This is a genomic window from Dinoroseobacter shibae DFL 12 = DSM 16493 (genome assembly GCF_000018145.1).
GTDB classification, from domain to species: Bacteria; Pseudomonadota; Alphaproteobacteria; order Rhodobacterales; family Rhodobacteraceae; genus Dinoroseobacter; species Dinoroseobacter shibae.
On record NC_009952.1, the window covers coordinates 3,564,419 to 3,584,765 of the forward strand.

The window sequence follows — 20,347 nt, forward strand, 5'->3', positions numbered from 1 at the left end:
AATGCAACTATGGTATCGCTACGGCGACAAGCGCACAATAAAGTGCGGTGAAACCAGCTTTAGATTAGTAACCGGTGCAGCGCAAAACAACTGTGACCGTACCCCGCAAAATCCGGATATCGCCGCGAAGGGACATGTTGCCTTCGTAAAGATCGTCGTACTGCGCACGACAGCGGAAACTGCAATCGTTTCGGTCAGAAATCTGCCAAGTGCCGGTGATTCCGGGGCGCAGGCGATAATATGCCTTTCCGGGATACATCTCGCGCTGGGCCTCCATCATTGGCCGCGGGCCTACGAGGGACATCTCACCCTTGAGTACATTCAGGAGCTGGGGAAGTTCATCAGCGGAGCTTTTCCGCAGCAGGCGACCCACTCTGGTAATGCGAGGGTCGCGCTTGAGTTTCTGGCGCGTGTCCCACTCATGCCGCGCCTCAGGGTCAGCCTCCAGGTAGGCTTCCAGTTTTTCGTCTGCATTCGGGACCATGGTCCGCAACTTCCAGAGGCGGAAGGTGCGGCCGTTCCGGCCCACACGATACTGCCAATAGAAGGGGTTGTGACCATCCAGCCCAGCGCCACGCACAACGCCAGTATCAACACCAGAGGTACCACAAATACAGATGAAAGAACTACCAGGACCAAGTCAAACAAACGTTTTCCATGCTCGCGGTAGAGTTGGGATGATTTTGCCGCGGGTACCTGAAGACCAAGCGCTGCTACAGGTTCGCTTCCGGAAATATCACTCGCTCTTATCGTCATGCTACTCTTCACTCACCATATATGCGTCTTCGAAATGCTCGACGCTCCACACACAGATCGCAGAACTGCGCGAACCGTTAACACAACACTAACTAAGCATTTACCGGGCAAACTGCCAAGCCTCCAGATCATCGGCGAAACTACCTATCTCGAGTTAAAGCCTTGATCTAAATAAGAAAACGAACTCTTTATCCGTTATGGAATTTGTCGCGAACCGCCATCAAACCAGAAGGAATGCTGCATTTGTTGCGAGTTTTGAGCGAATTTAAAGGATTTGGCATGGTAGGTTCAGCGGCAGAACTGCAGATTGCGAATCATTCTTGGCTGGCCTCGATTGTGCCAGCCGGGCCTGTGTTGGGCAGACAGACGGGCAACACTGTGCCATCCAGAGGCGTTCGTGAAACAAACTCGTGCAAAAGACATCTTTGCGGCGCATTTTACTGGTCTGAGTGGCCGGCAGCAGGCAGATAGCTGCACAGACGACGCGCCGTGCCTATATGCTCAAGGTGCCGCGGGATGTCAGCTATGGTTTTGAACGGTTGTGAGTATGTATAAATGTCCATGAGCGGATTGTATTCGGACTATTTCGGGCTGACGGAGAGGCCCTTCAAACTGCTGCCCGATCCTGACTTTCTGTTCTGGAGCAAGATCCACAAACGGGCTTATGCGGTGCTTGAGTACGGTATCTTGAGCGGCGCCCCGATCACGGTCCTGACCGGCGAAGTCGGGGCCGGCAAGACCACTCTGCTGCAGCGCCTTCTGCGTTCCATCGACGATACGGTGACTGTCGGCCTGATTTCAAATGCACAAGGCGGTCGTGGCGAGCTGCTTCAATGGGTTCTTAACGCCTTGTCGGTTACCAGCGACGGCAACGGAGATTATGTGTGCCTGTTTCAACGGCTTCAGGACTTTCTGATCCACGAGTACAGTGAAGGCCGCAAGGTCATACTGATCATTGATGAAGCGCAAAACCTGTCGCCGGAGGGTCTGGAAGAACTGCGGATGCTGACAAACATCAACTCGAACAAGGATGAAATCCTTCAACTCGTACTTGTCGGACAGCCGCAACTTCGCAAGATGATCATGCATCCCGACCTGCAGCAGTTCGCGCAGCGTGTGTCGGCCTTCTATCACATTCCTCCGATGGACCGGGACACTATGGGCGAGTATGTACAGCACCGCATGAAGCATGCCGGGGGATCCGGGCATGAGTTCACCGACCAGGCCCTCGACCGAATATACCAAGCAAGCGAGGGCGTTCCTCGCCTCGTGAACAAGCTGTGCGATTTTGCTTTGCTCTATACGGCAACCGAGAACCGGGACGTAGTGACAGCCAGTGCGGTGGATGAAGTCTTGTCAGACGGCATCTTCGTCGGGAATTTCGACCAACTTGGCGAGGCAGCGGAATAATGTTCGATATGCGGTACTACACATCCGTCTTGTTGCGCCGCTCGCCGTTACTGATCGTGGTCACCGGCGTCTGCGCAGTGTTATCTGTACTAGTCGCTCGTGAGTTACCCGCAAAATACGAAGCCTCGGCAAGACTGTTGGTCGAATCGGCCCAGATCCCGGATCAGCTGGCGATGTCGACAGCAACTACCGGCGCGCAGGAGCAGCTGGAAATCATCCAGCAAAGGCTGCTGACGCGGGCCAATCTGCTCGATATAGCAAACCGGTTCGAAGTGTTTCCCGACATTAGGTCGATGAGCCCGGATGAAGTCGTCCGTAGCATGCGGAGCAACACGCGCATAAACCTGACATCCGGTCGTGATCGCGCGACACTCATGACGATCTCCTTCACCGATGATCGTCCTGTGACGACGTCGGACGTTGTGAATGAGTACATCACTCTGATCCAGCGTGAAGATAGCCGCCTCAGAACCAGCCGCGCGTCGGAGACCGAGCAGTTCTTCAAACAGGAAGTCGATCGGCTCGCCGTTCAACTTGACGAGAAAAGTGCCGCGATTCGACAGTTCCGCTCCGAAAACTCCGATGCTCTCCCCGAAACGTTTGAGTTTCGGCTTGAACGGTTAGCGGGTTTGCAGGAGCGATCCACAGCCTTCACCAGGGACCTACTCATCCTAAAAGAACAGCGTCAGCAACTCAAAGAAGCTTTGGACGGTTTGCGGACCGGGTTGCCCGAAGACGCCACGGAAGAGCTTTCTCAAGAAGAAGAAAAGCTCGTGGATCTCAGACGAGAGCTTGTGGAGGCAATGGAAACTGCGGGCGAAACCGCACCGCGGGTTCGAATTCTGCAATCCCGGATCGCCCAGGTCGAGCGGGTCATTCAGTCGCTCGGCGGCATCACGGCGATCGAGAACCCGACCCAGACTCTTCAGGCGCAGATTGAACAGATCAACGCGCAGATCGGGTTCTTGGAGGAGCAGCTTGGCACCACCCAATCCCAAATTGAAGACGTGGAAGCCACGCTCGATCTGACACCTGGCATCTCGGTGTCTTTGGAGTCCTTGCAACGGGACTACCAAAACGTTCAGGAACAGTACAACTCCGCGGTAGAGCGACTGGCGATTGCGCAAACCAGTGAGCGTATAGAATTGGCATCACGCGGCCAGCGCATCATCGTTCTCGAACAGGCTGCGACACCGACTGACCCGTCGAGCATGCCACCACTTCTTGTCGCTGCCGGAGGTACCATCGGCGGTTTCTTTCTGGCTCTGGGGTTGGCAATCCTCCTGGAGGTCATGAGCAAGACGATCCGCCGACCTAGCGACCTGACCAAAGGTCTTGGCATTGTGCCGCTGGCGACACTCCCTTACGTCAAGACGAGCCGTGAGATCGTTTTTGAACGGGTGGCCAAAGTTGCAATTATTCTCGTGATCGTCACCGGCATTCCGGCGATGCTCTACGCGGTCCATATGCTTTATCTGCCTTTGGATCTGCTCGCCGACAGGATCCTGACGCGCATTGGTGTCTGATCAAACCGCATTGAGCCGATATGCTCTTGACCAAGGAATGTCCTGGAATGGAAAAGCTACAAGCCGCCCTGGATAAGGCACGTGAACGTCGCGAAGGTTCCGTTCCGCCGTCAGGACTGTCCTCACAACGCCCGTCACAACGCGCGCCGCTCGAGGATCGGTGGAAGGCGTTGAAACCGATCCACACGGATCCCAAAATTCTGAGAAAAAACAGGGTTTTCTTCAAGGATTCCCAAAACAGCGAGGCCGCGAGTTTCGACGTTCTCAGGACCAAGGTTCTCCTTCAGATGGAGAAGAACGGCTGGACTCGCATGGCTGTAACCTCCGCAGGTAGCCGCGCAGGCAAAAGCACGGTCTGCTGCAATCTTGCAAGTTCCATCGCTCGCCAGCAATCCATTCGAGCCATCTTCATGGATCTCGACATGAGAAACCCGTCCATGGCCAAGAAACTCGGCGTCGAGACTGATGGCACTGTTGCAGATATGATGACCGGGAGCATCAGCTTTGAAGAGCATGCAAGTCGGCTTGGGCCGAATGTTGCACTCGCCATGAATGCACGCCCCGTGAAGGATCCGTCTGATGTGTTCCTCGACGACGCAACAGGCAACTTCCTGCGACGGCTCGAGCAGGAATATCAACCGAACCTCATGGTATTCGACGTGCCCCCGATTTTTGTCAGTGACGATGCGACGGCGATTTTTTCTCATGTCGACTGCGTGTTGATCGTGGTCGATGCGGAACGCAGCACGATACCGGATCTGGACCGCTGCGAAAAGGAAGTTGCGGATCACGCCAATGTACTGGGCATGGTGCTCAACAAATGCCGCTTTCCAGAAGCCGGTTATGGCTATGGTTACGGCTACGGGAAAAAGAGCTAGGGCGCAGTCGCGCTGAAAAACTTAATCCCGCGATCATCGCATCGCAGGACAGATAGACGACCCGTTCGATAAGCACCGGTATCCAGTGCAATATGACCGCAGACAGCCTCGCTTTGGTCAACGATCGTATGACCATGTGCTACCCAAATCCCATCGGACCGGGGTATGAGAGCGGGAGAGGGGCGCCCCCAGAGCAGTATGTCCTCGTCTTGTGCCTCCCAGGCTTGCGCAGGATCGGTAATGGCATGCACACAGCCCAACGACCCCGAGCGCCACGACAGGGGCAACGACCGCATCCAATAGAGAAGCTCCGGCTCGATCGTGTCGAGGAAACTGTCGCGCAGTGCCTCAAGCCGCGACTGGCCCTTCCGCGGGTCCGCCCTTGCGGGCGCAAAACTTGCTAGTGTCTCAGTCCCACCATTCCTGAGCCAGCGATCCCCCCTGCGATCCGGGTCATCTAGAAAATCCAACATCATCCGCTCATGGTTACCCATCAGACAGATAACCTCCACATCGGCGATCCGCAGCTTGAAGAGCCGGTTGAGAACACCCGCACTATCCGGACCGCGGTCGACGTAGTCCCCTAGAAAAACCAGCGAAGCTGCTGCCGATCCGCGGTCGGCTTGGATCAGCTCGAGCGCATGTTCGAGCAGATCAAGGCGACCATGGATATCACCCACAACATAGGTCAGACCTTCGGGCACCGGAGGGGGCAGTACTTCAGGTGCAGCTGATTTGCGTCGGAAGAGAGACCACACGGATCAGACCTTCAGGGATCGCGAAGGGCCATGGTCGAGACGCAAAATCGTTTCGCACCCGATATCCGGGTAATGCGAGAACACAAGCGGATCATGCCCGGGCACGATGAGCTCCCGCCGACTTGCAAGCGCTTCGAGCCGCGCGAATCCATTCATCATGTCTTCGAGGTCCACGACCAGGGGAAACGCTTTGCGCGCGAACGCATTTTCGTAGTAGTGCGCCGCATCCGATGCAAGGCACAGCCAACCCGCCTCGGTGCGCACCCGCACCGCCTGCAGCCCGCGTGAGTGTCCCCCGATCTTGTGGACGGTCACACCCTCCGCAATCTCCGCATCGCCATCATGAAAAACCACCTTCCCGGCATAAAGCCTTTTGATCGCAGTGCAGATGTGATCAGCGGTATAGGGCATGCGGATCACGTCGTGGCACATGCAGGGGCCCGTAGCGTAGGCCATTTCCGCAGCCTGCATATGCAGCGTTGCATTCGGGAACAGGTGGAGGCCCCCAGCATGATCGTAATGCAGATGTGTGACAATGACCTGCTCGATGCTGTCAGGGCTCACGCCGAGAGGTGCCAGCGCCTCGGCCGGATCGGTGCGTATGGGGCGCGCGCGCCGTTCGCCTTCGTCCATGTCGTACCCCGTATCGACAAGGATCGTCTCAGGCCCTCGGCGCAGAAGCCACATGAAGTAATCCATCGCATGGGGAACGTCGTGGCGGGGATCGAACAGAAAGCTATCGCCACGTACACGGGCGTTTCGCTCTGCATACTTGATCGCATAGACCTCCCAAACACCGCTCATGTCTGCACCTGTGCATAGGTCCGGACGTCCTTGGCCCAGACAAGATGTGCGGTTGCCGCGTCAAAGGATTGAAAATGCGCCGCGTCCAGATGTCGATCGAATGCCTCCCGGTTGTAGTAGATCTCATAGAGAAAGACCTCGTCGGGATGAGCCGGATCGGTACAGACGTCGAAACGCAAGCAGCCGGGCTCATCGGCCAACGTCTTGCGTGCGTTGGCGAGCATCAGGGGCATGAAAGCCTCTGCACCACCGGGGATGAGCGTGAAGGTGACAGTGACAGCGAACATAAGACCTCCTCGATGCGTAGTGAACGATGCCATCTCGTGCGGTGCAAGGTCCATCCTGCGTTCCACTTGCGGTAGGCACAGGCACGCGGCACAACTTTCTTCGGGAGGCGTAACATGCAAAGTTTTTCGATTACGGTTTTCGACGGGGACGGTATCGGCCCCGAGATCATGGCGCCGACGCTAGGGCTTTTGCGCAAGCTGGCCGGGACTGCAGCGACCTATGATCTGAACTTCGACAGCCATCCTATGGGCGCGGGTCACTATGCGCAAACAGGCCAGGCACTGCCACGGGCGTCTCTAGACGCTGCGCGCGCCTCAGATGCGATCCTGCTGTCCGCGATGGGGTTGCCTGACATCCGCTATCCGGACGGCACAGAAATCACACCGCAGATCGATATTCGGATCGCCCTGGATCTTTATGCCGGTGTGCGTCCGGTACGGATCGTGCCGGGGCATCCGACGCCGCTGCATGCACCGGGGCCTGTGGACTTCGTGTTGATCCGGGAAAGCACAGAGGGCCTGTTTCATACCAAGGGCAAGGGCACCGTGACCAAAGACCATGCCACCGAGACCTTGCAGATCACGCGCGATACATCTGAAAAACTCTTTCGCTTCGCCTTCGCGCTTGCTGCACAACGCAAGGCTTCCGGGCGAGGGGAAGGGCGCGTCACCTGCGTGGACAAGGCCAACGTGTTCCGGGCCTTCGCGTTCTTTCGCGAGATCTTCGATGCAGAGGCTGCGCGACACCCGGATCTGATCGCAGATCACGCCTATGTGGATGCGATGGCGCTATGGATGGTGACCCGCCCCCAGACATTCGACGTGATGGTCACCGAAAACATGTTCGGTGATATCCTCAGTGACCTCGGCGCGGGGCTGATGGGGGGACTTGGCCTGGCCCCCTCTGCGGATATCGGGGACGACAACGCGGTGTTTCAGCCCTGCCACGGGACTGCACCCGATATTGCCGGGCGCGGGATCGCCAACCCCTTGGCCATGATCCTCTCGGCGGCGATGATGTTGGACTGGCTGGCCTTGCGCGGGCAGAATGCGGAACTTGCCACAGATGGGCAGCGCCTGCGCGAAGCGGTCGAAGCGGTCCTGACGGAAGGGCGTGTGCTGACCCGGGATCTCGGCGGGAACGCCAGCACCGAGGAGGCTGCCGCAGCTGTGGCGGCCAAGCTATGACAGTGCGTGTAGCCTGCCTTGGGGCCGGGTATTTCGCGCAATTCCACTACGACGCCTGGGCCCGCGTGCAGGGCGCGCAACTGGTCGGCGCTGCAGATGCAGACCTGGCGCGCGCAATGGCCACAGGGCTGGCGCCCTTTTCCGACCTTCCAGAAATGCTTACCAAGACGGTGCCCGATGTGCTCGACATCATCACCCCGCCCGAAACCCACGCCGACGCCGTGCGTACAGCACTCGCCAATGGCGTCCGGACAATCATCTGCCAGAAGCCTTTTGCCGAGACCCTCGACACCGGACGCGCCCTCACGGCGGAAGCCGAAGCTGCCGGGGCGACCTTGCTGATCCATGACAATTTCCGCTTCCAGCCCTGGTATCGGGCGATTCGCGCCGCGATTGATGCGGGGACGATCGGCGAACCGCGGCAGTTGACCTTCCGCTTCCGTACTGGCGACGGCCGGGGGCCTGACGCCTACCTCGCGCGGCAGCCTTATTTCCAGACGGCTCCGCGCCTTCTCGTTCGGGAAACGGCGGTCCACTGGATCGACACGTTTCGCTATCTGCTAGGGGAACCCAGCGGGGTTTATGGCGATCTGCGCCGGGAGAACCCGGTGATTGCCGGCGAGGATGCCGGACTCATCCTTTTCGACTACCCATCGGGCGCTCGGGCCCTCTTCGATGGCAACCGCCTGCTGGACCACAAGACCCCGAACGGTCGGCTGACCTTCGGCGAGGCGCTGCTGGAGGGCACGGATGCTACGCTGAGCCTCCATGGGGACGGGTCTGTCACACTTCGTGCCTTTGGCGCGACCGAAGAGACAACACTCCTGGCCGCGCGACAGTACAAGGGATTTGCGGGCGACTGCGTCCATGCCTTGAACCAGCATGTGGTCGCGGCCCTGCGCGATGAAGGGTCTTTCGAGAACCGCGCGCGCGACTACCTGCGCGTACACGAAATCGAAGAAGCCGTGTACGCATCCGCGGCCGAGGGACGCCGCATCGCGCTCTGACGACAAGGGGCGGACCCATGGCCCGCCCCTGTCACATCACATGTTGAGGTCCCTAATCCGCGTAGGCAATGGCCGGTAGCCAGGTGGTCAGCGCAGGGAACTGGAAGACGATGAACAAGCCCAGGAGCTGCAGCATCACGAAGGGGATGATCCCCTTGTAGATGTGCCCTAGGCTCACACCCGGCGGACAGACACCCTTCAAATAGAAGAGCGCGAAGCCCACAGGTGGCGTCAGGAAGCTCGTCTGCAAGGTGACCGCCACGAGGATCGCAAACCACACAACCGCCGGATCCCGCACCTGGTCGAAGCCCGGCACCGCCAGGTCCAGGCCCACGATGATCGGCAACATCAACGGCATGATGATGATCGTGATCTCGATCCAGTCCAGCAGGAAGCCAAGCAGAAAGATGATGAATAGGATGAACAGAACGATCATGTACGGGTCGCTGAAGGTCGACAGCACATAGCCCTGAATGATCTCGTCCCCGCCGTAGCGACGCAGTACGAGCGCGAAGAAGTTGGCCGCAAGGAAGATTCCGACGATGTAACCCGACGTATTGAGGGTGGAGCGGCTCACCTCCTTCAGAACCTTGAAGTTCAGTCGACCATTGGCCAGCGCCAGCAAAGTCGCGCCCAGCGCTCCGAGGCCCGAGGCTTCGGTCGGTGTGGCGAAGCCCGCGAAGATCGACCCGAGGACCAGAAGGATAAGGAACATCGGCGGCACGACCGCCAACAGCACGTCCTTGACCACGTCCCAGCCGACCTCGTCGGTCTGGGGTGGAGCAGGCATCGCCTTGGGATTGATCAGGCCGTAGGCGATGATGAAGATGATATACAGCGCTCCGAGGATCAGCCCCGGGAACAGAGCGCCCATGAACAGATCACCGAGGCTGATCGCCAACTGGTCCGACATGATCACCAGCATGATCGATGGCGGAATCAGAATGCCAAGTGTACCTGCTGAGGCGATGGTCCCCGTCGCGATCGGCTTGGAGTAGTTCTGCTGCATCATCGCAGGCAGCGCCATGACGCCAAGCAGGGTCACGGACGCGCCGATCACCCCGGTCGACGCTGCAAGGATGATACCGATCAGCATCACCGTCAGGGACAGACCGCCCCGCAGGCCACCGAACAGCTTCTGCATGGAGTGCATCATCCGCTGTGCCACGCCGGACTGGTCCAACATGAGCCCCATGAAGATGAACATCGGCAGAGCCACAAGGACCGGGTTCTTGACGATGTTGCCAAAGAGCCGCCCGGAGAGCACCTGCAAGCGTTGATAGTCGATACCGGTGCGGTCGAACTCGATGATGTCCCGGAACGCGGCCCGGTTGGGGTCCAGGAAGATCTCGGCCACCAGCGCAAAGATCAGGCTGACCCCTACGAGGGCGTAAGCCACCGGTATGCCGCGAAAGAGCAGGTAGATGAACACGAGGAACATTGCCAAAACGGCAAACTCGTTCAGGGTCATGAACTGACCCAGTGCTTCCAGAAGAAACATCGATTAGTACCTCGCTTCGCGAGCACGATCGCGCGCATAGGCGAGACCGATCACGATGAACGTCACAATGACGGTGATGATGATCGTGTAGGGGATCTCTTCGACCCCGACCTGCAATTCATCGAAAATCGGGTGACGGCCGATCTCGCGATTGGTCACATCCGCAGGCGTCGTCAGCCGCAGGGCCCACCAGATCGAATAGTAGACCACCAGGTTGATCAGGAACATCGTGGATGGAAACGCGAATAGGAGCTGCTTCCACAGCACGGGTTCCGTCATCTTGTTGAGAAAGCGCACATAAGCCGACCAGATCGCAATACCGATGAACGCGAACGAGACGTTCATGAACACCTTGAGCATCCAAAGGTTATGGAGCCCGTTGGGACTGTCGGATCCTTCATTCGCGCTGACCGACGCGATGGCGTAGGGCAGAGTGACATCCCAGCACAGGATGATGAACGGCAGGAACAACCAAACCAGGCCGAAGATTTCGATCCGGTTCTTCTTGTCCGAGCCGAAATTGTCGAAGAGGATGTCGACCCGAACATGGGCGTTGTTCGTCACCGCATATCCGATCCCGACCAGGACCGCAGAGCCGTAAAGCCACCATTGCAGATCGTCGAGCCATGCCTGGTTCATACCCGAACCACGCAGGAAGACCTGTGCAACAATGGCGACCATCAGGATCGGGAACAGCCACGCCATCACATTCGAGATTTGCACGATGACCCGGTCGCCGCGATTATGTTCTTCGCGACCGACCTCCCCCGGATCAGAGAGCTTGATGATTTCTTCGACGGGTTCCATGGGTCCTCCGATACCGCCCAGACTACACAGGCGTGACAAAGCCGGAGCGACGGCCTACGTCGCTCCGGCTCAGATCATGTGATCTGCCTCAGTTCCAGGGACGCGGCAGGTTGATGTTGTTACCCCACAGGGCATAGCCCTCGCGGAATTCCTGCAGATCCGCCCAGGCTTTGGCGAACATCTCGTCGCTTTCCGCCAGTTCCGCCGCCACTTCGAGCCATGCGGCTTCGAATGCACGCAACTGTTCAGGGGTCCACTGCTTGATGGTTACGCCGCGATTCTCGACGTTGTCGATCATGGCAGGGAAGTTCACAGCTTCACCTTCGGCAAAGTTGTCGGTGACGTTCGCCATGCAGGCGATCTCGATCTGTTTCTGGGACCGCTCATCCAGCTCTTCCCAACGGTCCTTGTTCACAAGAAGCTCGAACACGGTCGACGGCTGGTGCCAGCCGGGGAAGTAGTTGAACTTGGCGATGTTGTAGAAGCCGAGCCGCGCGTCCACGATGGGCATGGAGAATTCGGTCGCGTCGATTGCGCCGCGCTCCAACGCCGGGAAGATATCACCGCCGGCCAACAGCGAGGTGGACACACCCAGTTTCTGCATGACCTCGGCGCCGAGACCAAAGAAGCGCATGTTGAGGCCCTGAAGGTCCTCGATCGAGTTGATCTCTTCCTTGAACCAGCCGGAGGTTTCGGGCGCGTAGATCCCGCAGGGCATTACATGCACGTTGTACCCGTTGGTCTCGTACATCTCGCGCATCAACGTCAGGCCGTCGTCGTAGAGCATCCAGGCCAGCATCTCGCCGGGCTCGGGGCCGAACGGCACGGCCGCGAAGAGGCCAGCAGCGGCCATCTTGCCCTGCCAATAACCAGAGGTCGTGTAGGCAGCATCGACCGAACCGCTGGACACGGCGTCAAGCGCTTCGAGAACCGGCACAAGCTCGCCTGGATCGAAATGCTCGAACTCCACGCCTTCCGAAATGCCGTTGATCTTTTCGACGAAGTTGACCGCCGCGGTGCCCAGCACCGGCAGGTTCTTCCCGAACGCCGACGTCATTTCGAACACTTCTTGTGCCGATGCACCCGACGCGGCAAGGCTCAGGCAGCTTACCGCTGCCATTGTTTTAATTTTCATGGATTTCCCTCCCTAGGTATCCCACGTACTTTGGTAAGACTTTTTTACCACTTTTTGCAACACCAAACCGTCGCAAGCGTGCGCAGAGCATTTAGAGCGTGTCGCGTTTAATCGGTTTTATATCCTGCGGCCTTGAAGAAGTTGTAGCATTCCTCGTCGGTGAAGAGGTCGCACACATGACCGACAGCCTGCCAAAGTTCATGGTAGGTTCGGGCTGCAGCCTTTCGGATCAGGACCTTGAGCTTTGAGAAGGCCATCTCGATCGGGTTGAGGTCGGGACTGTAGGGCGGCAGGAACAGGAACCACGCGCCGATATCTCGCATGGCCTTGGCTGCGCCGGGGCTCTTATGGCTCGACAAGTTGTCGAGGATGACCACGTCGCCCGGACCCAAGGTCGGCACCAGCTGGGTCTCGATATAGAGGTCGAACAACTCGCCGTTCATTGCGCCATCGATCACCCACGGGGCATCGAGGCGATCATGGCGCAGGGCACCGATGAAGGTCTGGGTGCGCCAATGCCCGAACGGCGCGTGATCGACCAGGCGTTGCCCGCGCGGGGCCCAGCCGGTGGTCTTGGCCATGTTCGTCTTGAGCGATGTCTCGTCGATGAAAGCCAGCCTTTCCAGATGTCTGGCCATGAAGGGCTGGCGTTTGCCGATCCATATGCGGCGCAGATCGGCCACGTCCTGACGCTTCTGCTCAAGGGCTTGCAGGTCTTTTTTTGTGTGACAGCCCGAGCCTGAGCAGCAGCCGACCGACCGACGAGCGATGAACCTTCACCCCGTGTTTCGCGGCCAGTTCCGCGGTCAACTCGTCAATCGTCAGATCGGGTTGCGCCGTGATCCGGCTCTCCACCCAGCCTTTGACGCTGGTCAGTTTGCCGCGCCCGGGATTGCCCTGAGGTTTCGGCGCGAGCGAGCCGGTCTCGCGCTTGAGCCGCACCATGTCGTTGACGAACTTGATCGACACGCACAGCCGCCGAGCCGCCTCTGTGTGCGTGTTGCCCTGCTCGACAAGCCGCACGGCACGTTCACGCAACTCAACAGGATGCGCTTTGCCCATCTCTGACCTCCATATCTGCCTGAAAGACATGGAATCATAGGAACAACATCAGGGGAATCCTGAATCTGGTCAGAGGCGACATGCTCTAAAAAATCGCTGAGCAAAGCAACCCGCAATTACCAAAAATTATCCCACTGAAAACAGTAAGAAAATTACGGTTTGATCACACCAGATTGCCATATCTACCCAATACTACGCAGGTAGCCGTGGAGGCGGAATGCCACAAATCTCGATTCTCGGTAGCCTCTGCAGCGTGCTGGTCAGGCCGGAAGGCGGGCCGTTCCCATGTAGATGATCGCCGTACCGGGTAGTCGCCCGAAGGTGAAGTCCCCGCGACGGGTCAATCCCCTGGGACCCAGGCCGGTGAACTTGCCAACGGCGAAACCCTGCGCTTCGAGGGCTGCGCGCAGTTCTGCCGGTTTGATGAACATGTCAGGGTCGTGGGTTCCCTTGGGCAAAAGCCCAAGCACATCCTCGGCCAAGGTAATCACCGCAAGCCGAGACAGTGGGTTGCGGTTGATCGTATCGAACAGGAACAACCCGCCGGGCTTCAGCACCCGCGCAACCTCGGCCACAACCTGGTCCAGGTCGCGCACATGCTCCAGCACATCGACACAAACCACGGCATCGAAACAGCCCGTCCCATAGGGCAGGTCTTCTCCCGCACCAATATCATAGCGGATATCACGGCCGGTAGCTGCAGCATGAGACCGTGCCGCGGCGATGGCCTTGGCGGCAGGATCGATCCCGGTTACCCGGGCGCCCCGCGCCTCCAGAGCCTCGGCCATGAACCCTCCGGCACAGCCAAGATCGAGCACCTGCTTCCCCTGCCAATCTATGAACCGATCGAAATAGTCCAAGCGTCCAGGCACCATGTTCTTCAAGGTTCGGACCCAGCGGACATCGTCGGACCACCACCGATCGGCCTCACTGTCATAGATCGTCAGATCGTTGCGCATATAGCCGCCCCCATCAGGCATCTCCTTTTCGCCGGCTCAGGTGCGGGACCCAGTAGGGCACACGGGCCCGATAAGCCCGGAAACGATCGCCATATAAGCGGCTGAAGCGCTCCTCCTTGAAACGCGGAGCGATAACGCAATAGGCGGTGTACAGGGTCGCCACGAGGATCTGATCCGGGGTCCAGACCGGCACGCACCAAAGTGTGAGCGCGAAAGAGACGTAGATCGGCTGACGCACCACCCGGAAGAGACCGGTCTCAGGCATGTCCGGAAACACCGGCTTGCGCCCGCGCAGCAGCGCCATCCAGCCCAAGGCGCCCGATTGAACTGAGGGTCCGGCATCGAAGGAGGCCTTTGTCAGCAACAGCCAACTGGCCGCATAGGCGAGGCACATGAGCCAGAACACCATTCCCTCGGCGCGCCAAAGAATTGTCTCGGACGGCGTCCAGAGCGTAAACAGCGCAAGGAGTTGCAACGATGCGATGGTGGCGTAGGTGGTTGTCGCCAGCGGCTTGCCGTAACCCCAAGGCGCAAGCCGCGCAAGAAGCGACTGCCCTCGGGCGCTCAGCAGAAAGGAGTGCGCCAGCGGAAACTGCACAAGAAGCAAAAGGTTTGCCCCCCAGGCCCAGGGCTGCGGCACTGCACCGAACCCGGACTGCATACCAGTGAACAGGCCAACAAGCATTGCAAGACCTGCAAGCGCGAAAATGCCATGGCATGCAGCACCATAGAGCAGGGCAGTTCCGCGGCGTCGCAAGGAATGATCGGTGTCTGCATTCATAGGCCGCGAGCTAGGACAAGGGCGAAGCCTGTCGACCCGATGCGACAAAAAAGGCCCACCTCAGCAGGCCCTCGATATGAGAATGCGGCGTTGGTTATCCGAAGACGAAATCGTCCGCGGAGATCTGATTGGACGATACACCGAGGAGGATGGCAAATTCGCCGTTGAACCCCACGACCGTGCCAGTTGCGCGCTCACTGACCGAAATATCGGAAAAGCTGTCCGCCGCCGCGAAGAACAGAAGATCTTCTCCATCGGTAAAGTCGGTGACGATATCAAGACCGTCGAAACCCGTCCCGGACAAGACGAATCCATCGCGCCCCGCCCCGCCCGTGAGGATGTCGATGCCACCCTGCCCTTCCAGAATGTCGTCTCCGTCACCACCGAAGATCGTATCCCTGCCATCGCCTGCAAAGAAATGATTGTTGGCACCGTTGCCGGTCAGAGTGTCGTTGCCAGAGCCGGAAACCACGTATTCGATAACGGTCGTGGAGAAAATCACCAGGTTGCCCTTAAGGCCGTTGACATCGCTGACCGCGCCCCCATTGAGATTGATATTCTGATCCGCAGTGACATCACTGAAATTGATTGCGTCAAATCCGCCGTCGTCGATGATGGTATAGGTGATCGGTCTGCTGGTATCGCCGAAGTCTTCATAGTAGCCGTCGGCCATGGACATCAGGCTGCCACCTTGTGTCGTCGGCTGGCCATAGATCGTATTGCCAGGTCGCAAATCACCCGCGACGCCATACAACTGCTGAACCGCCGTGATATCCGCGATCATTGGCGTGACCACGTAGGCGAAACTTGCGTCGATCGACGCATTATCGGTCTGGCTGAAATACGACATGATCGACATCTGCCAGCTGTCATTGGTATAGAGCGCGTCGGTGCTGTATTTTGCGTTACCGTTGTAATTGCCCGCATGTTCCAGCCCGAGGGCATGACCAATTTCGTGGATGAATGTCTGGAACGAGTAGTTGTCTATCGTTTCCCCATCGTTCCGGATCCAGTCCTGCGAGATATTGATCCGCGCAGTGTAGATCTCGTTCTCGGAATTCACGATCGGCTGAGCGTAGGCTCCGGAGTCGGTGTCATCGAAAATGATCCCTGATCTGGTGAAGCCAAAGGCGAAGATTTCCAGCTCGGTGATGTTGAATTCGATGCCCGTGGTCATCGTCCATGCATCGAGTGCAAGTTCTGCGTAAAACTGACCCTTTTCCGTCAGGCGCGAGATGTCCACGTCGATAGCCTCCCCACCGGGCTCCACGTCCCAGGAGGCTTCCCGTGATTTGAAAAACCCGCTCTTGAGCTGGTCGGCGACCTGATCAACGGTGAATGTGGGAAGGTTGGCTGCGATCCGGTCGCCTGAAAACAAAGAAGGAAAAGGAGCTTCGTGGTAATCGAACCGATCCCTGTTGGGGTTCATGGATTGGCAAATCGTGCACATTGGCTGCTCCGGGTCGTTCTGCTCGCGCACCCTCAAAGAGGCGCGGGGGTTTTCCAGTGGTGTCGCGTAAGAGCCACGCCCCGCGTGGGCCGCGTTCATGGGTCGCCAGCCTCAGGAGAATGGTCTCCCGAGTTACGGTGATCCGAGAATGTGGCTTGGCTGCGGCTCTAATGAGCCCGACACCGTTCGTGCGATTAAAAATGACTTGAAGAGGTTTCCGGCCGCTTAACGGTTCCGCCGATGGGCGAACGTCGGAGTCACGCCGTTTCGATTTCCTCGAGGCCAAGTTCCTCGACCATCTGCGCGCGCATGATGAACTTCTGTGGCTTGCCCGTTACGGTCATTGGCAAGCTGTTCTTGAAGCGCACCATGGCCGGAACCTTGAAATGCGCGATGCTGTCGCGACAGAAGTCGAGGATCTCGGCTTCGGTCGGGTCTGCCCCCGGCTTGGCCACCAGCCAGGCCACCACGATCTCGCCGAACTTCTGGTCCGGGATGCCGAACACCTGAACCTGACTGATCGCCGGGTGGGTGTAGAGGAATTCTTCGATTTCACGCGGATAGACGTTTTCCCCACCGCGTACGATCATGTCCTTGACCCGTCCGGTGATCTTGCAGAACCCGTCCACATCCAACGTCGCCAGATCGCCCGTATGCATCCATCCGTCGGCATCTATCGCCTCGGCGGTCTTGTCCGGCTCGTCCCAGTATCCTTGCATGACACTGTAACCGCGGGTGAGAAGCTCACCTTGTGCACCCACCGGAACGACGACGCTATCCTCATCGACGATCTTCACTTCCACATGCGGCTGAATGCGACCGACGGAAGACACCCGTTTCTGTACCGGATCGTCTGTGGCGGACTGAAAGGACACGGGCGATGTCTCCGTCATTCCATAGGCTATGGTCACTTCGCTCATGTGCATGCGGGATTGAACCTGGCGCATGATCTCGATCGGACAGGGCGCGCCTGCCATGATGCCCGTGCGCAGCGATGACAGGTCGTACTCCGCAAATCGCGGATGCTCCAGCATACCCACAAACATGGTCGGCACACCGTAGAGAGCCGTACAGCGATGCTTCGACACCGTGTCCAATGTAGTGATTGGATCGAACCCGGGCCCGGGGACCACGATCGCAGCCCCCTTGGTGACGCAGCCGAGCGTCCCCATGACCATCCCGAAGCAATGATAGAACGGCACCGGAATGCAGAGCATGTCTTGCTCTATCAGCTTTATGGCGGACGTGACCGAAGCAGCGTTATTGACAATATTCCGATGGGTGAGCGTTGCACCCTTGGGCAACCCTGTCGTCCCGGACGTGAACTGGATATTGATCGGATCGTGGCAATCCAGTTTGCGCGTGATTGCATCCAGATCCTTCGCGACAACGGCGCGACCCTTGGCGATCAGATCGGGAAAAGCGATCATGCCGTCCGGCGCCTCGGCCTCGGTCACGATCACGGCACGAAGGTCCGGCAATTCGGCCGCGTGCAGCGCACCAGGATCGGAGGCCGCAATCTCCGGGACCACTTCCGACAGCATGGCGACGTAATCCGAATTCTTGAACTGTGCTGCGAGGATCAGCGCGGTGCATCCTGTCTTCTTCAGGGCGTAGGACAACTCGAAGGGCCGGTAGGCCGGGTTCACATTGACCAAGATGATGCCCAGCCGTGCCGTGGCGAACTGCGCCAGCAACCACTCGGCACAGTTGGGTGCCCAGACCCCGACCCGGTCACCGGGCTTGAGCCCGAGCTGCAAAAGCCCACCGGCCAGCGCATCGACCTCCCGTATCAGGTCGCGGTAGGTCCATCGGATCCCTTGCGCCTCGAAAATCGCGGCAACATGGTTTGGGAAACGGGCCGCGGTCTGCACCAGAAGCTCAGGAATGGTAAGCTCCAGAAGGGGCGGCTCTTGCGCACCCAGCACATGTGATGACCCGTTGGTTGGGGCGACACCCAGTTGCGTGCCACTATGCCCCTCATCTTCGAGTGCCATCCAGTCCTCCCCCGCAACCGTGCGATGCCTCGTCTCCGAAACTTAGGGCCTCTTGTCGACTTGGGGAAGGCAAGCGCCTGGTGAAACGGCGCATCGCGGATACCCTTGCGGGATAAAACAGCAGGCCTATTCTTTCGACATGGCTGATACTGCACTGCGGCGATGCGCACCTTGAAGAGTTGTCAGACGCGCTTCAGAGTTGATTTGCAAGGAGACCTTGATGATAAAATTCGCAGTTCCTGAAATGAGTTGTCCGCATTGCCGCCAGTCAATCGAGCAGGCGCTCACCAAGCTGGACCCGGATGCGGAGATTCAGACAGACCTTGATGCCCGCACCATATGCGTGGAAACGGCAGCCTCCACCGCGATGGTGCTGTCGGTCCTCAGCCAAGCAGGGTTTGCCGCGAACGTGGCGCAGCAAACCTCCGCCTGATCCGTCAACCGTCGGAGCGCTCCTGCGCCACCAACTCTTCGAGCCGCGCCTGGTCGACGAGCCCGGGCAAGATTGTCTCGCCAACCACGAAAGACGGTGTTCCCGAAATTCCAAGCGACTGCGCGAGGCTCAGTGACGTCTCGATATGCATTGTCACGGCATCTGACTGCATGTCCGCCTCAAGCTGGGCGACATCGAGGCCAAGATCATCTGCTGTCTGCATGATCTGCGCTTCGTTTATGCGCCCCGACAATGCCATGAGCGCCCAGTGAAATTCCTCGTACATGCCTTGGGCACGGGCTGCGAGGGCCGCGCGTGCCGCCAGAACGGAGTCGTCACCGAGAATCGGGAATTCACGGAAAACCACCCGGACATTCGGGTCCGCAGCGATCAGCCCCTCGATCGTCGGCTTCGCGCGACGGCAGTATGGACAATTGTAGTCGAAGAACTCAATCACGGTCACGTCGCCATCGGGATTACCCAGAACAGGCGCGTTTTCATCGCGCTCCAGCAAATCGCGTTGATTGGCGAGAGTTTCCGCCGCACTGGCGACCTGCGCTTCAGCTTCGCGCTCTCGCAGGATCGCCACCGCATCCATGACGATTTGCGGGTTTTCAAGAATGGCTTCCAGCGCCAACTCCTTGATCCGTTCTTCGCTCAGCTCCTGCGCGGCAACCGGGGATGCCAGGCTGGCGCCAATGGCCGCGACGTAGACCCAATGCTTCATCTCTGTCTCCAATTCGGACCATGTAGCCGGCCCCTTCATATCCCGCTCACCATGTCCGAACTGCCGCCCGCCGTCAAAGCGCCCGAGCAAGCCGCCGCGACCAGAAGGCCACATTCCGGGCGAGCAAGCCCGCAACTCGCGCTTTTGTGAACGGAGAATCAATATCCGGTTGCTAACGAAACATTGGTATCAGAGTTGATAAGGTGAAAACGCCCGACCAGCGATGCGGTGATGGATCGGCCAAGGATGGAGCACGAGTATGATTTCGAAAAGACAGTTTCTCACCATGGGTCTTGCGACCCTGGCCACACCGGCCATTGCGCAACGTAAGTTCCAACTCGATCCGCGCTTTGAACCCACCGTCGTCCCACTTCGTTACCCTTTTCAGGCTGGGCAAATCATCGTCGTACCACAGGCGCATTATCTCTATTGGGTGCAACCCGAACAGAAGGCCCTGCGCTATGGCGTCGGCGTGGGCAAGGCAGGGCTCGAGTTCAAGGGCAATGCCACGATCAAGCGCAAGGCGGTCTGGCCCAACTGGCGACCCACCGACGAGATGATCGAACGGGAACCGCACAAGTACGAACGGTTCGCTGATGGGGTCCCGGGAGGGCCGAACAACCCGCTGGGCGCACGAGCGCTGTATCTTTATCAAGGCAACGTGGACACCTACTTCCGCATCCACGGGACGACAGAGCCTTGGTCGATCGGGCGATCGGTCTCAAACGGCTGTATCCGCATGGTCAACGAGCATGTCATAGACCTCTATGACCGGGTTCCACGCGGCACGCTCGTTACCGTTCTCTGAGCATCTCGCGCTGACGTGACCAGAGTTTTCTTGCGGTTGTGCCTGCGCGCCCGCACACCGGGTCAGTGTGCCC

Annotated in this window: 20 protein-coding genes; 7 read left to right on the forward strand and 13 right to left on the reverse strand. The window is 58.6% G+C overall.

Translation table 11 applies throughout. From position 1 onward, the window contains the following. Positions 1-64: 64 nt before the first annotated feature. On the reverse strand, positions 65-580 hold the full coding sequence (locus DSHI_RS17150; RefSeq protein ID WP_012180045.1) for a sugar transferase: 516 nt from the start codon (positions 578-580) through the stop codon (positions 65-67). Between the two features lie 737 nt (positions 581-1,317). Between DSHI_RS17150 and DSHI_RS17155 the strand changes: the two genes are divergently transcribed. Genes DSHI_RS17155 through DSHI_RS22405 form a run of 3 tightly spaced genes read left to right on the forward strand, consistent with a single transcriptional unit; the run spans position 1,318 to position 4,570 of the window. Further along, the gene (locus DSHI_RS17155; protein WP_245533025.1) at positions 1,318-2,166 is read left to right on the forward strand and encodes an ExeA family protein; all 849 of its coding nucleotides are present in this window, start codon (positions 1,318-1,320) and stop codon (positions 2,164-2,166) included. Beyond that, positions 2,166-3,692 carry a GumC family protein gene (locus DSHI_RS17160; protein WP_012180047.1) on the forward strand — a complete coding sequence of 509 codons (1,527 nt, stop codon included), beginning with the start codon at positions 2,166-2,168 and terminating at the stop codon, positions 3,690-3,692. The genes DSHI_RS17155 and DSHI_RS17160 overlap by 1 nt, the downstream gene beginning before the upstream one ends. Before the next feature lie 47 nt (positions 3,693-3,739). Next, positions 3,740-4,570 (forward strand): tyrosine-protein kinase family protein, encoded by an 831-nt coding sequence (locus DSHI_RS22405; RefSeq protein WP_012180048.1) that lies wholly within the window; start codon positions 3,740-3,742, stop codon positions 4,568-4,570. Here the strand turns inward: DSHI_RS22405 and DSHI_RS17170 are convergent. The 3 genes from DSHI_RS17170 to DSHI_RS17180 are packed head-to-tail and all read right to left on the reverse strand — an operon-like array spanning position 4,567 to position 6,419. Further along, positions 4,567-5,328 (reverse strand): metallophosphoesterase family protein, encoded by a 762-nt coding sequence (locus tag DSHI_RS17170; protein WP_012180049.1) that lies wholly within the window; start codon positions 5,326-5,328, stop codon positions 4,567-4,569. The genes DSHI_RS22405 and DSHI_RS17170 overlap by 4 nt on opposite strands. Positions 5,329-5,331: 3 nt before the next feature. Continuing rightward, on the reverse strand, positions 5,332-6,132 hold the full coding sequence (locus DSHI_RS17175) for an N-acyl homoserine lactonase family protein (RefSeq protein ID WP_012180050.1): 801 nt from the start codon (positions 6,130-6,132) through the stop codon (positions 5,332-5,334). Further along, entirely contained in the window at positions 6,129-6,419 is a 291-nt protein-coding gene (locus DSHI_RS17180; protein ID WP_012180051.1) for a putative quinol monooxygenase, read from the reverse strand. The genes DSHI_RS17175 and DSHI_RS17180 overlap by 4 nt, the downstream gene beginning before the upstream one ends. A gap of 114 nt (positions 6,420-6,533) precedes the next feature. On the opposite strand from DSHI_RS17180, the gene DSHI_RS17185 reads away from it, so the two are divergent. Then, complete coding sequence (locus DSHI_RS17185; RefSeq protein WP_012180052.1) at positions 6,534-7,607, forward strand: isocitrate/isopropylmalate dehydrogenase family protein; 1,074 nt, start codon at positions 6,534-6,536, stop codon at positions 7,605-7,607. Further along, a complete protein-coding gene (locus DSHI_RS17190; RefSeq protein WP_012180053.1) occupies positions 7,604-8,614 on the forward strand; it encodes a Gfo/Idh/MocA family protein in 1,011 nt (336 codons plus the stop codon). The genes DSHI_RS17185 and DSHI_RS17190 overlap by 4 nt, the downstream gene beginning before the upstream one ends. Before the next feature lie 52 nt (positions 8,615-8,666). Here the strand turns inward: DSHI_RS17190 and DSHI_RS17195 are convergent, their stop codons facing one another. From DSHI_RS17195 to DSHI_RS17235, 8 genes are all read right to left on the reverse strand, one after another. Next, complete coding sequence (locus tag DSHI_RS17195; protein WP_012180054.1) at positions 8,667-10,115, reverse strand: TRAP transporter large permease; 1,449 nt, start codon at positions 10,113-10,115, stop codon at positions 8,667-8,669. A gap of 3 nt (positions 10,116-10,118) precedes the next feature. Further along, the gene (locus DSHI_RS17200; protein ID WP_012180055.1) at positions 10,119-10,922 is read right to left on the reverse strand and encodes a TRAP transporter small permease subunit; all 804 of its coding nucleotides are present in this window, start codon (positions 10,920-10,922) and stop codon (positions 10,119-10,121) included. An 88-nt stretch (positions 10,923-11,010) separates the two neighbouring features. Further along, on the reverse strand, positions 11,011-12,057 hold the full coding sequence (locus DSHI_RS17205; RefSeq protein WP_012180056.1) for a TRAP transporter substrate-binding protein: 1,047 nt from the start codon (positions 12,055-12,057) through the stop codon (positions 11,011-11,013). Between the two features lie 107 nt (positions 12,058-12,164). Continuing rightward, positions 12,165-13,119 (reverse strand): IS630 family transposase gene (locus tag DSHI_RS23145; protein ID WP_422703591.1). Its coding sequence is split into 2 segments (ribosomal slippage): positions 12,165-12,779 and positions 12,781-13,119, totalling 954 coding nucleotides; the frame shifts between segments, so codons are not numbered across the junction. Positions 13,120-13,379: 260 nt separating this feature from the next. Further along, positions 13,380-14,078 (reverse strand): bifunctional 2-polyprenyl-6-hydroxyphenol methylase/3-demethylubiquinol 3-O-methyltransferase UbiG, encoded by a 699-nt coding sequence (ubiG, locus tag DSHI_RS17220; RefSeq protein ID WP_012180057.1) that lies wholly within the window; start codon positions 14,076-14,078, stop codon positions 13,380-13,382. A gap of 13 nt (positions 14,079-14,091) precedes the next feature. Continuing rightward, a complete protein-coding gene (locus tag DSHI_RS17225; protein ID WP_050757859.1) occupies positions 14,092-14,859 on the reverse strand; it encodes a methyltransferase family protein in 768 nt (255 codons plus the stop codon). A 94-nt stretch (positions 14,860-14,953) separates the two neighbouring features. Next, a complete protein-coding gene (locus DSHI_RS17230) occupies positions 14,954-16,408 on the reverse strand; it encodes a M10 family metallopeptidase (protein ID WP_083768407.1) in 1,455 nt (484 codons plus the stop codon). Between the two features lie 158 nt (positions 16,409-16,566). Beyond that, positions 16,567-18,306 (reverse strand): AMP-binding protein, encoded by a 1,740-nt coding sequence (locus DSHI_RS17235; protein ID WP_012180060.1) that lies wholly within the window; start codon positions 18,304-18,306, stop codon positions 16,567-16,569. Positions 18,307-18,526: 220 nt separating this feature from the next. Between DSHI_RS17235 and DSHI_RS17240 the strand changes: the two genes are divergently transcribed. Further along, positions 18,527-18,739 carry a heavy-metal-associated domain-containing protein gene (locus DSHI_RS17240; RefSeq protein WP_044028117.1) on the forward strand — a complete coding sequence of 71 codons (213 nt, stop codon included), beginning with the start codon at positions 18,527-18,529 and terminating at the stop codon, positions 18,737-18,739. A gap of 4 nt (positions 18,740-18,743) precedes the next feature. Here DSHI_RS17240 and DSHI_RS17245 read toward each other — a convergent pair whose 3' ends face one another. Then, the gene (locus DSHI_RS17245) at positions 18,744-19,466 is read right to left on the reverse strand and encodes a DsbA family protein (RefSeq protein WP_044029101.1); all 723 of its coding nucleotides are present in this window, start codon (positions 19,464-19,466) and stop codon (positions 18,744-18,746) included. A 259-nt stretch (positions 19,467-19,725) separates the two neighbouring features. On the opposite strand from DSHI_RS17245, the gene DSHI_RS17250 reads away from it, so the two are divergent. After that, positions 19,726-20,274: a L,D-transpeptidase gene (locus tag DSHI_RS17250; RefSeq protein WP_012180063.1), complete on the forward strand. Its 549-nt coding sequence runs from the start codon at positions 19,726-19,728 to the stop codon at positions 20,272-20,274. Positions 20,275-20,347: the final 73 nt, after the last annotated feature.

Coding starts and splice junctions, on each gene's coding strand:
- DSHI_RS17250 (WP_012180063.1), top strand. CDS start 19,726: ATGATTTCGAAAAGACAGTTTCTCACCATGGGTCTTGCGACCCTGGCC.
- DSHI_RS17230 (WP_083768407.1), bottom strand. CDS start 16,408: ATGAACGCGGCCCACGCGGGGCGTGGCTCTTACGCGACACCACTGGAA.
- DSHI_RS17225 (WP_050757859.1), bottom strand. CDS start 14,859: ATGAATGCAGACACCGATCATTCCTTGCGACGCCGCGGAACTGCCCTG.
- DSHI_RS17235 (WP_012180060.1), bottom strand. CDS start 18,306: ATGGCACTCGAAGATGAGGGGCATAGTGGCACGCAACTGGGTGTCGCC.
- ubiG (WP_012180057.1), bottom strand. CDS start 14,078: ATGCGCAACGATCTGACGATCTATGACAGTGAGGCCGATCGGTGGTGG.
- DSHI_RS17205 (WP_012180056.1), bottom strand. CDS start 12,057: ATGAAAATTAAAACAATGGCAGCGGTAAGCTGCCTGAGCCTTGCCGCG.
- DSHI_RS17185 (WP_012180052.1), top strand. CDS start 6,534: ATGCAAAGTTTTTCGATTACGGTTTTCGACGGGGACGGTATCGGCCCC.
- DSHI_RS17245 (WP_044029101.1), bottom strand. CDS start 19,466: ATGAAGCATTGGGTCTACGTCGCGGCCATTGGCGCCAGCCTGGCATCC.
- DSHI_RS22405 (WP_012180048.1), top strand. CDS start 3,740: ATGGAAAAGCTACAAGCCGCCCTGGATAAGGCACGTGAACGTCGCGAA.
- DSHI_RS17240 (WP_044028117.1), top strand. CDS start 18,527: ATGATAAAATTCGCAGTTCCTGAAATGAGTTGTCCGCATTGCCGCCAG.
- DSHI_RS17160 (WP_012180047.1), top strand. CDS start 2,166: ATGTTCGATATGCGGTACTACACATCCGTCTTGTTGCGCCGCTCGCCG.
- DSHI_RS17180 (WP_012180051.1), bottom strand. CDS start 6,419: ATGTTCGCTGTCACTGTCACCTTCACGCTCATCCCCGGTGGTGCAGAG.
- DSHI_RS17155 (WP_245533025.1), top strand. CDS start 1,318: ATGAGCGGATTGTATTCGGACTATTTCGGGCTGACGGAGAGGCCCTTC.
- DSHI_RS17190 (WP_012180053.1), top strand. CDS start 7,604: ATGACAGTGCGTGTAGCCTGCCTTGGGGCCGGGTATTTCGCGCAATTC.
- DSHI_RS17175 (WP_012180050.1), bottom strand. CDS start 6,132: ATGAGCGGTGTTTGGGAGGTCTATGCGATCAAGTATGCAGAGCGAAAC.
- DSHI_RS17195 (WP_012180054.1), bottom strand. CDS start 10,115: ATGTTTCTTCTGGAAGCACTGGGTCAGTTCATGACCCTGAACGAGTTT.
- DSHI_RS17200 (WP_012180055.1), bottom strand. CDS start 10,922: ATGGAACCCGTCGAAGAAATCATCAAGCTCTCTGATCCGGGGGAGGTC.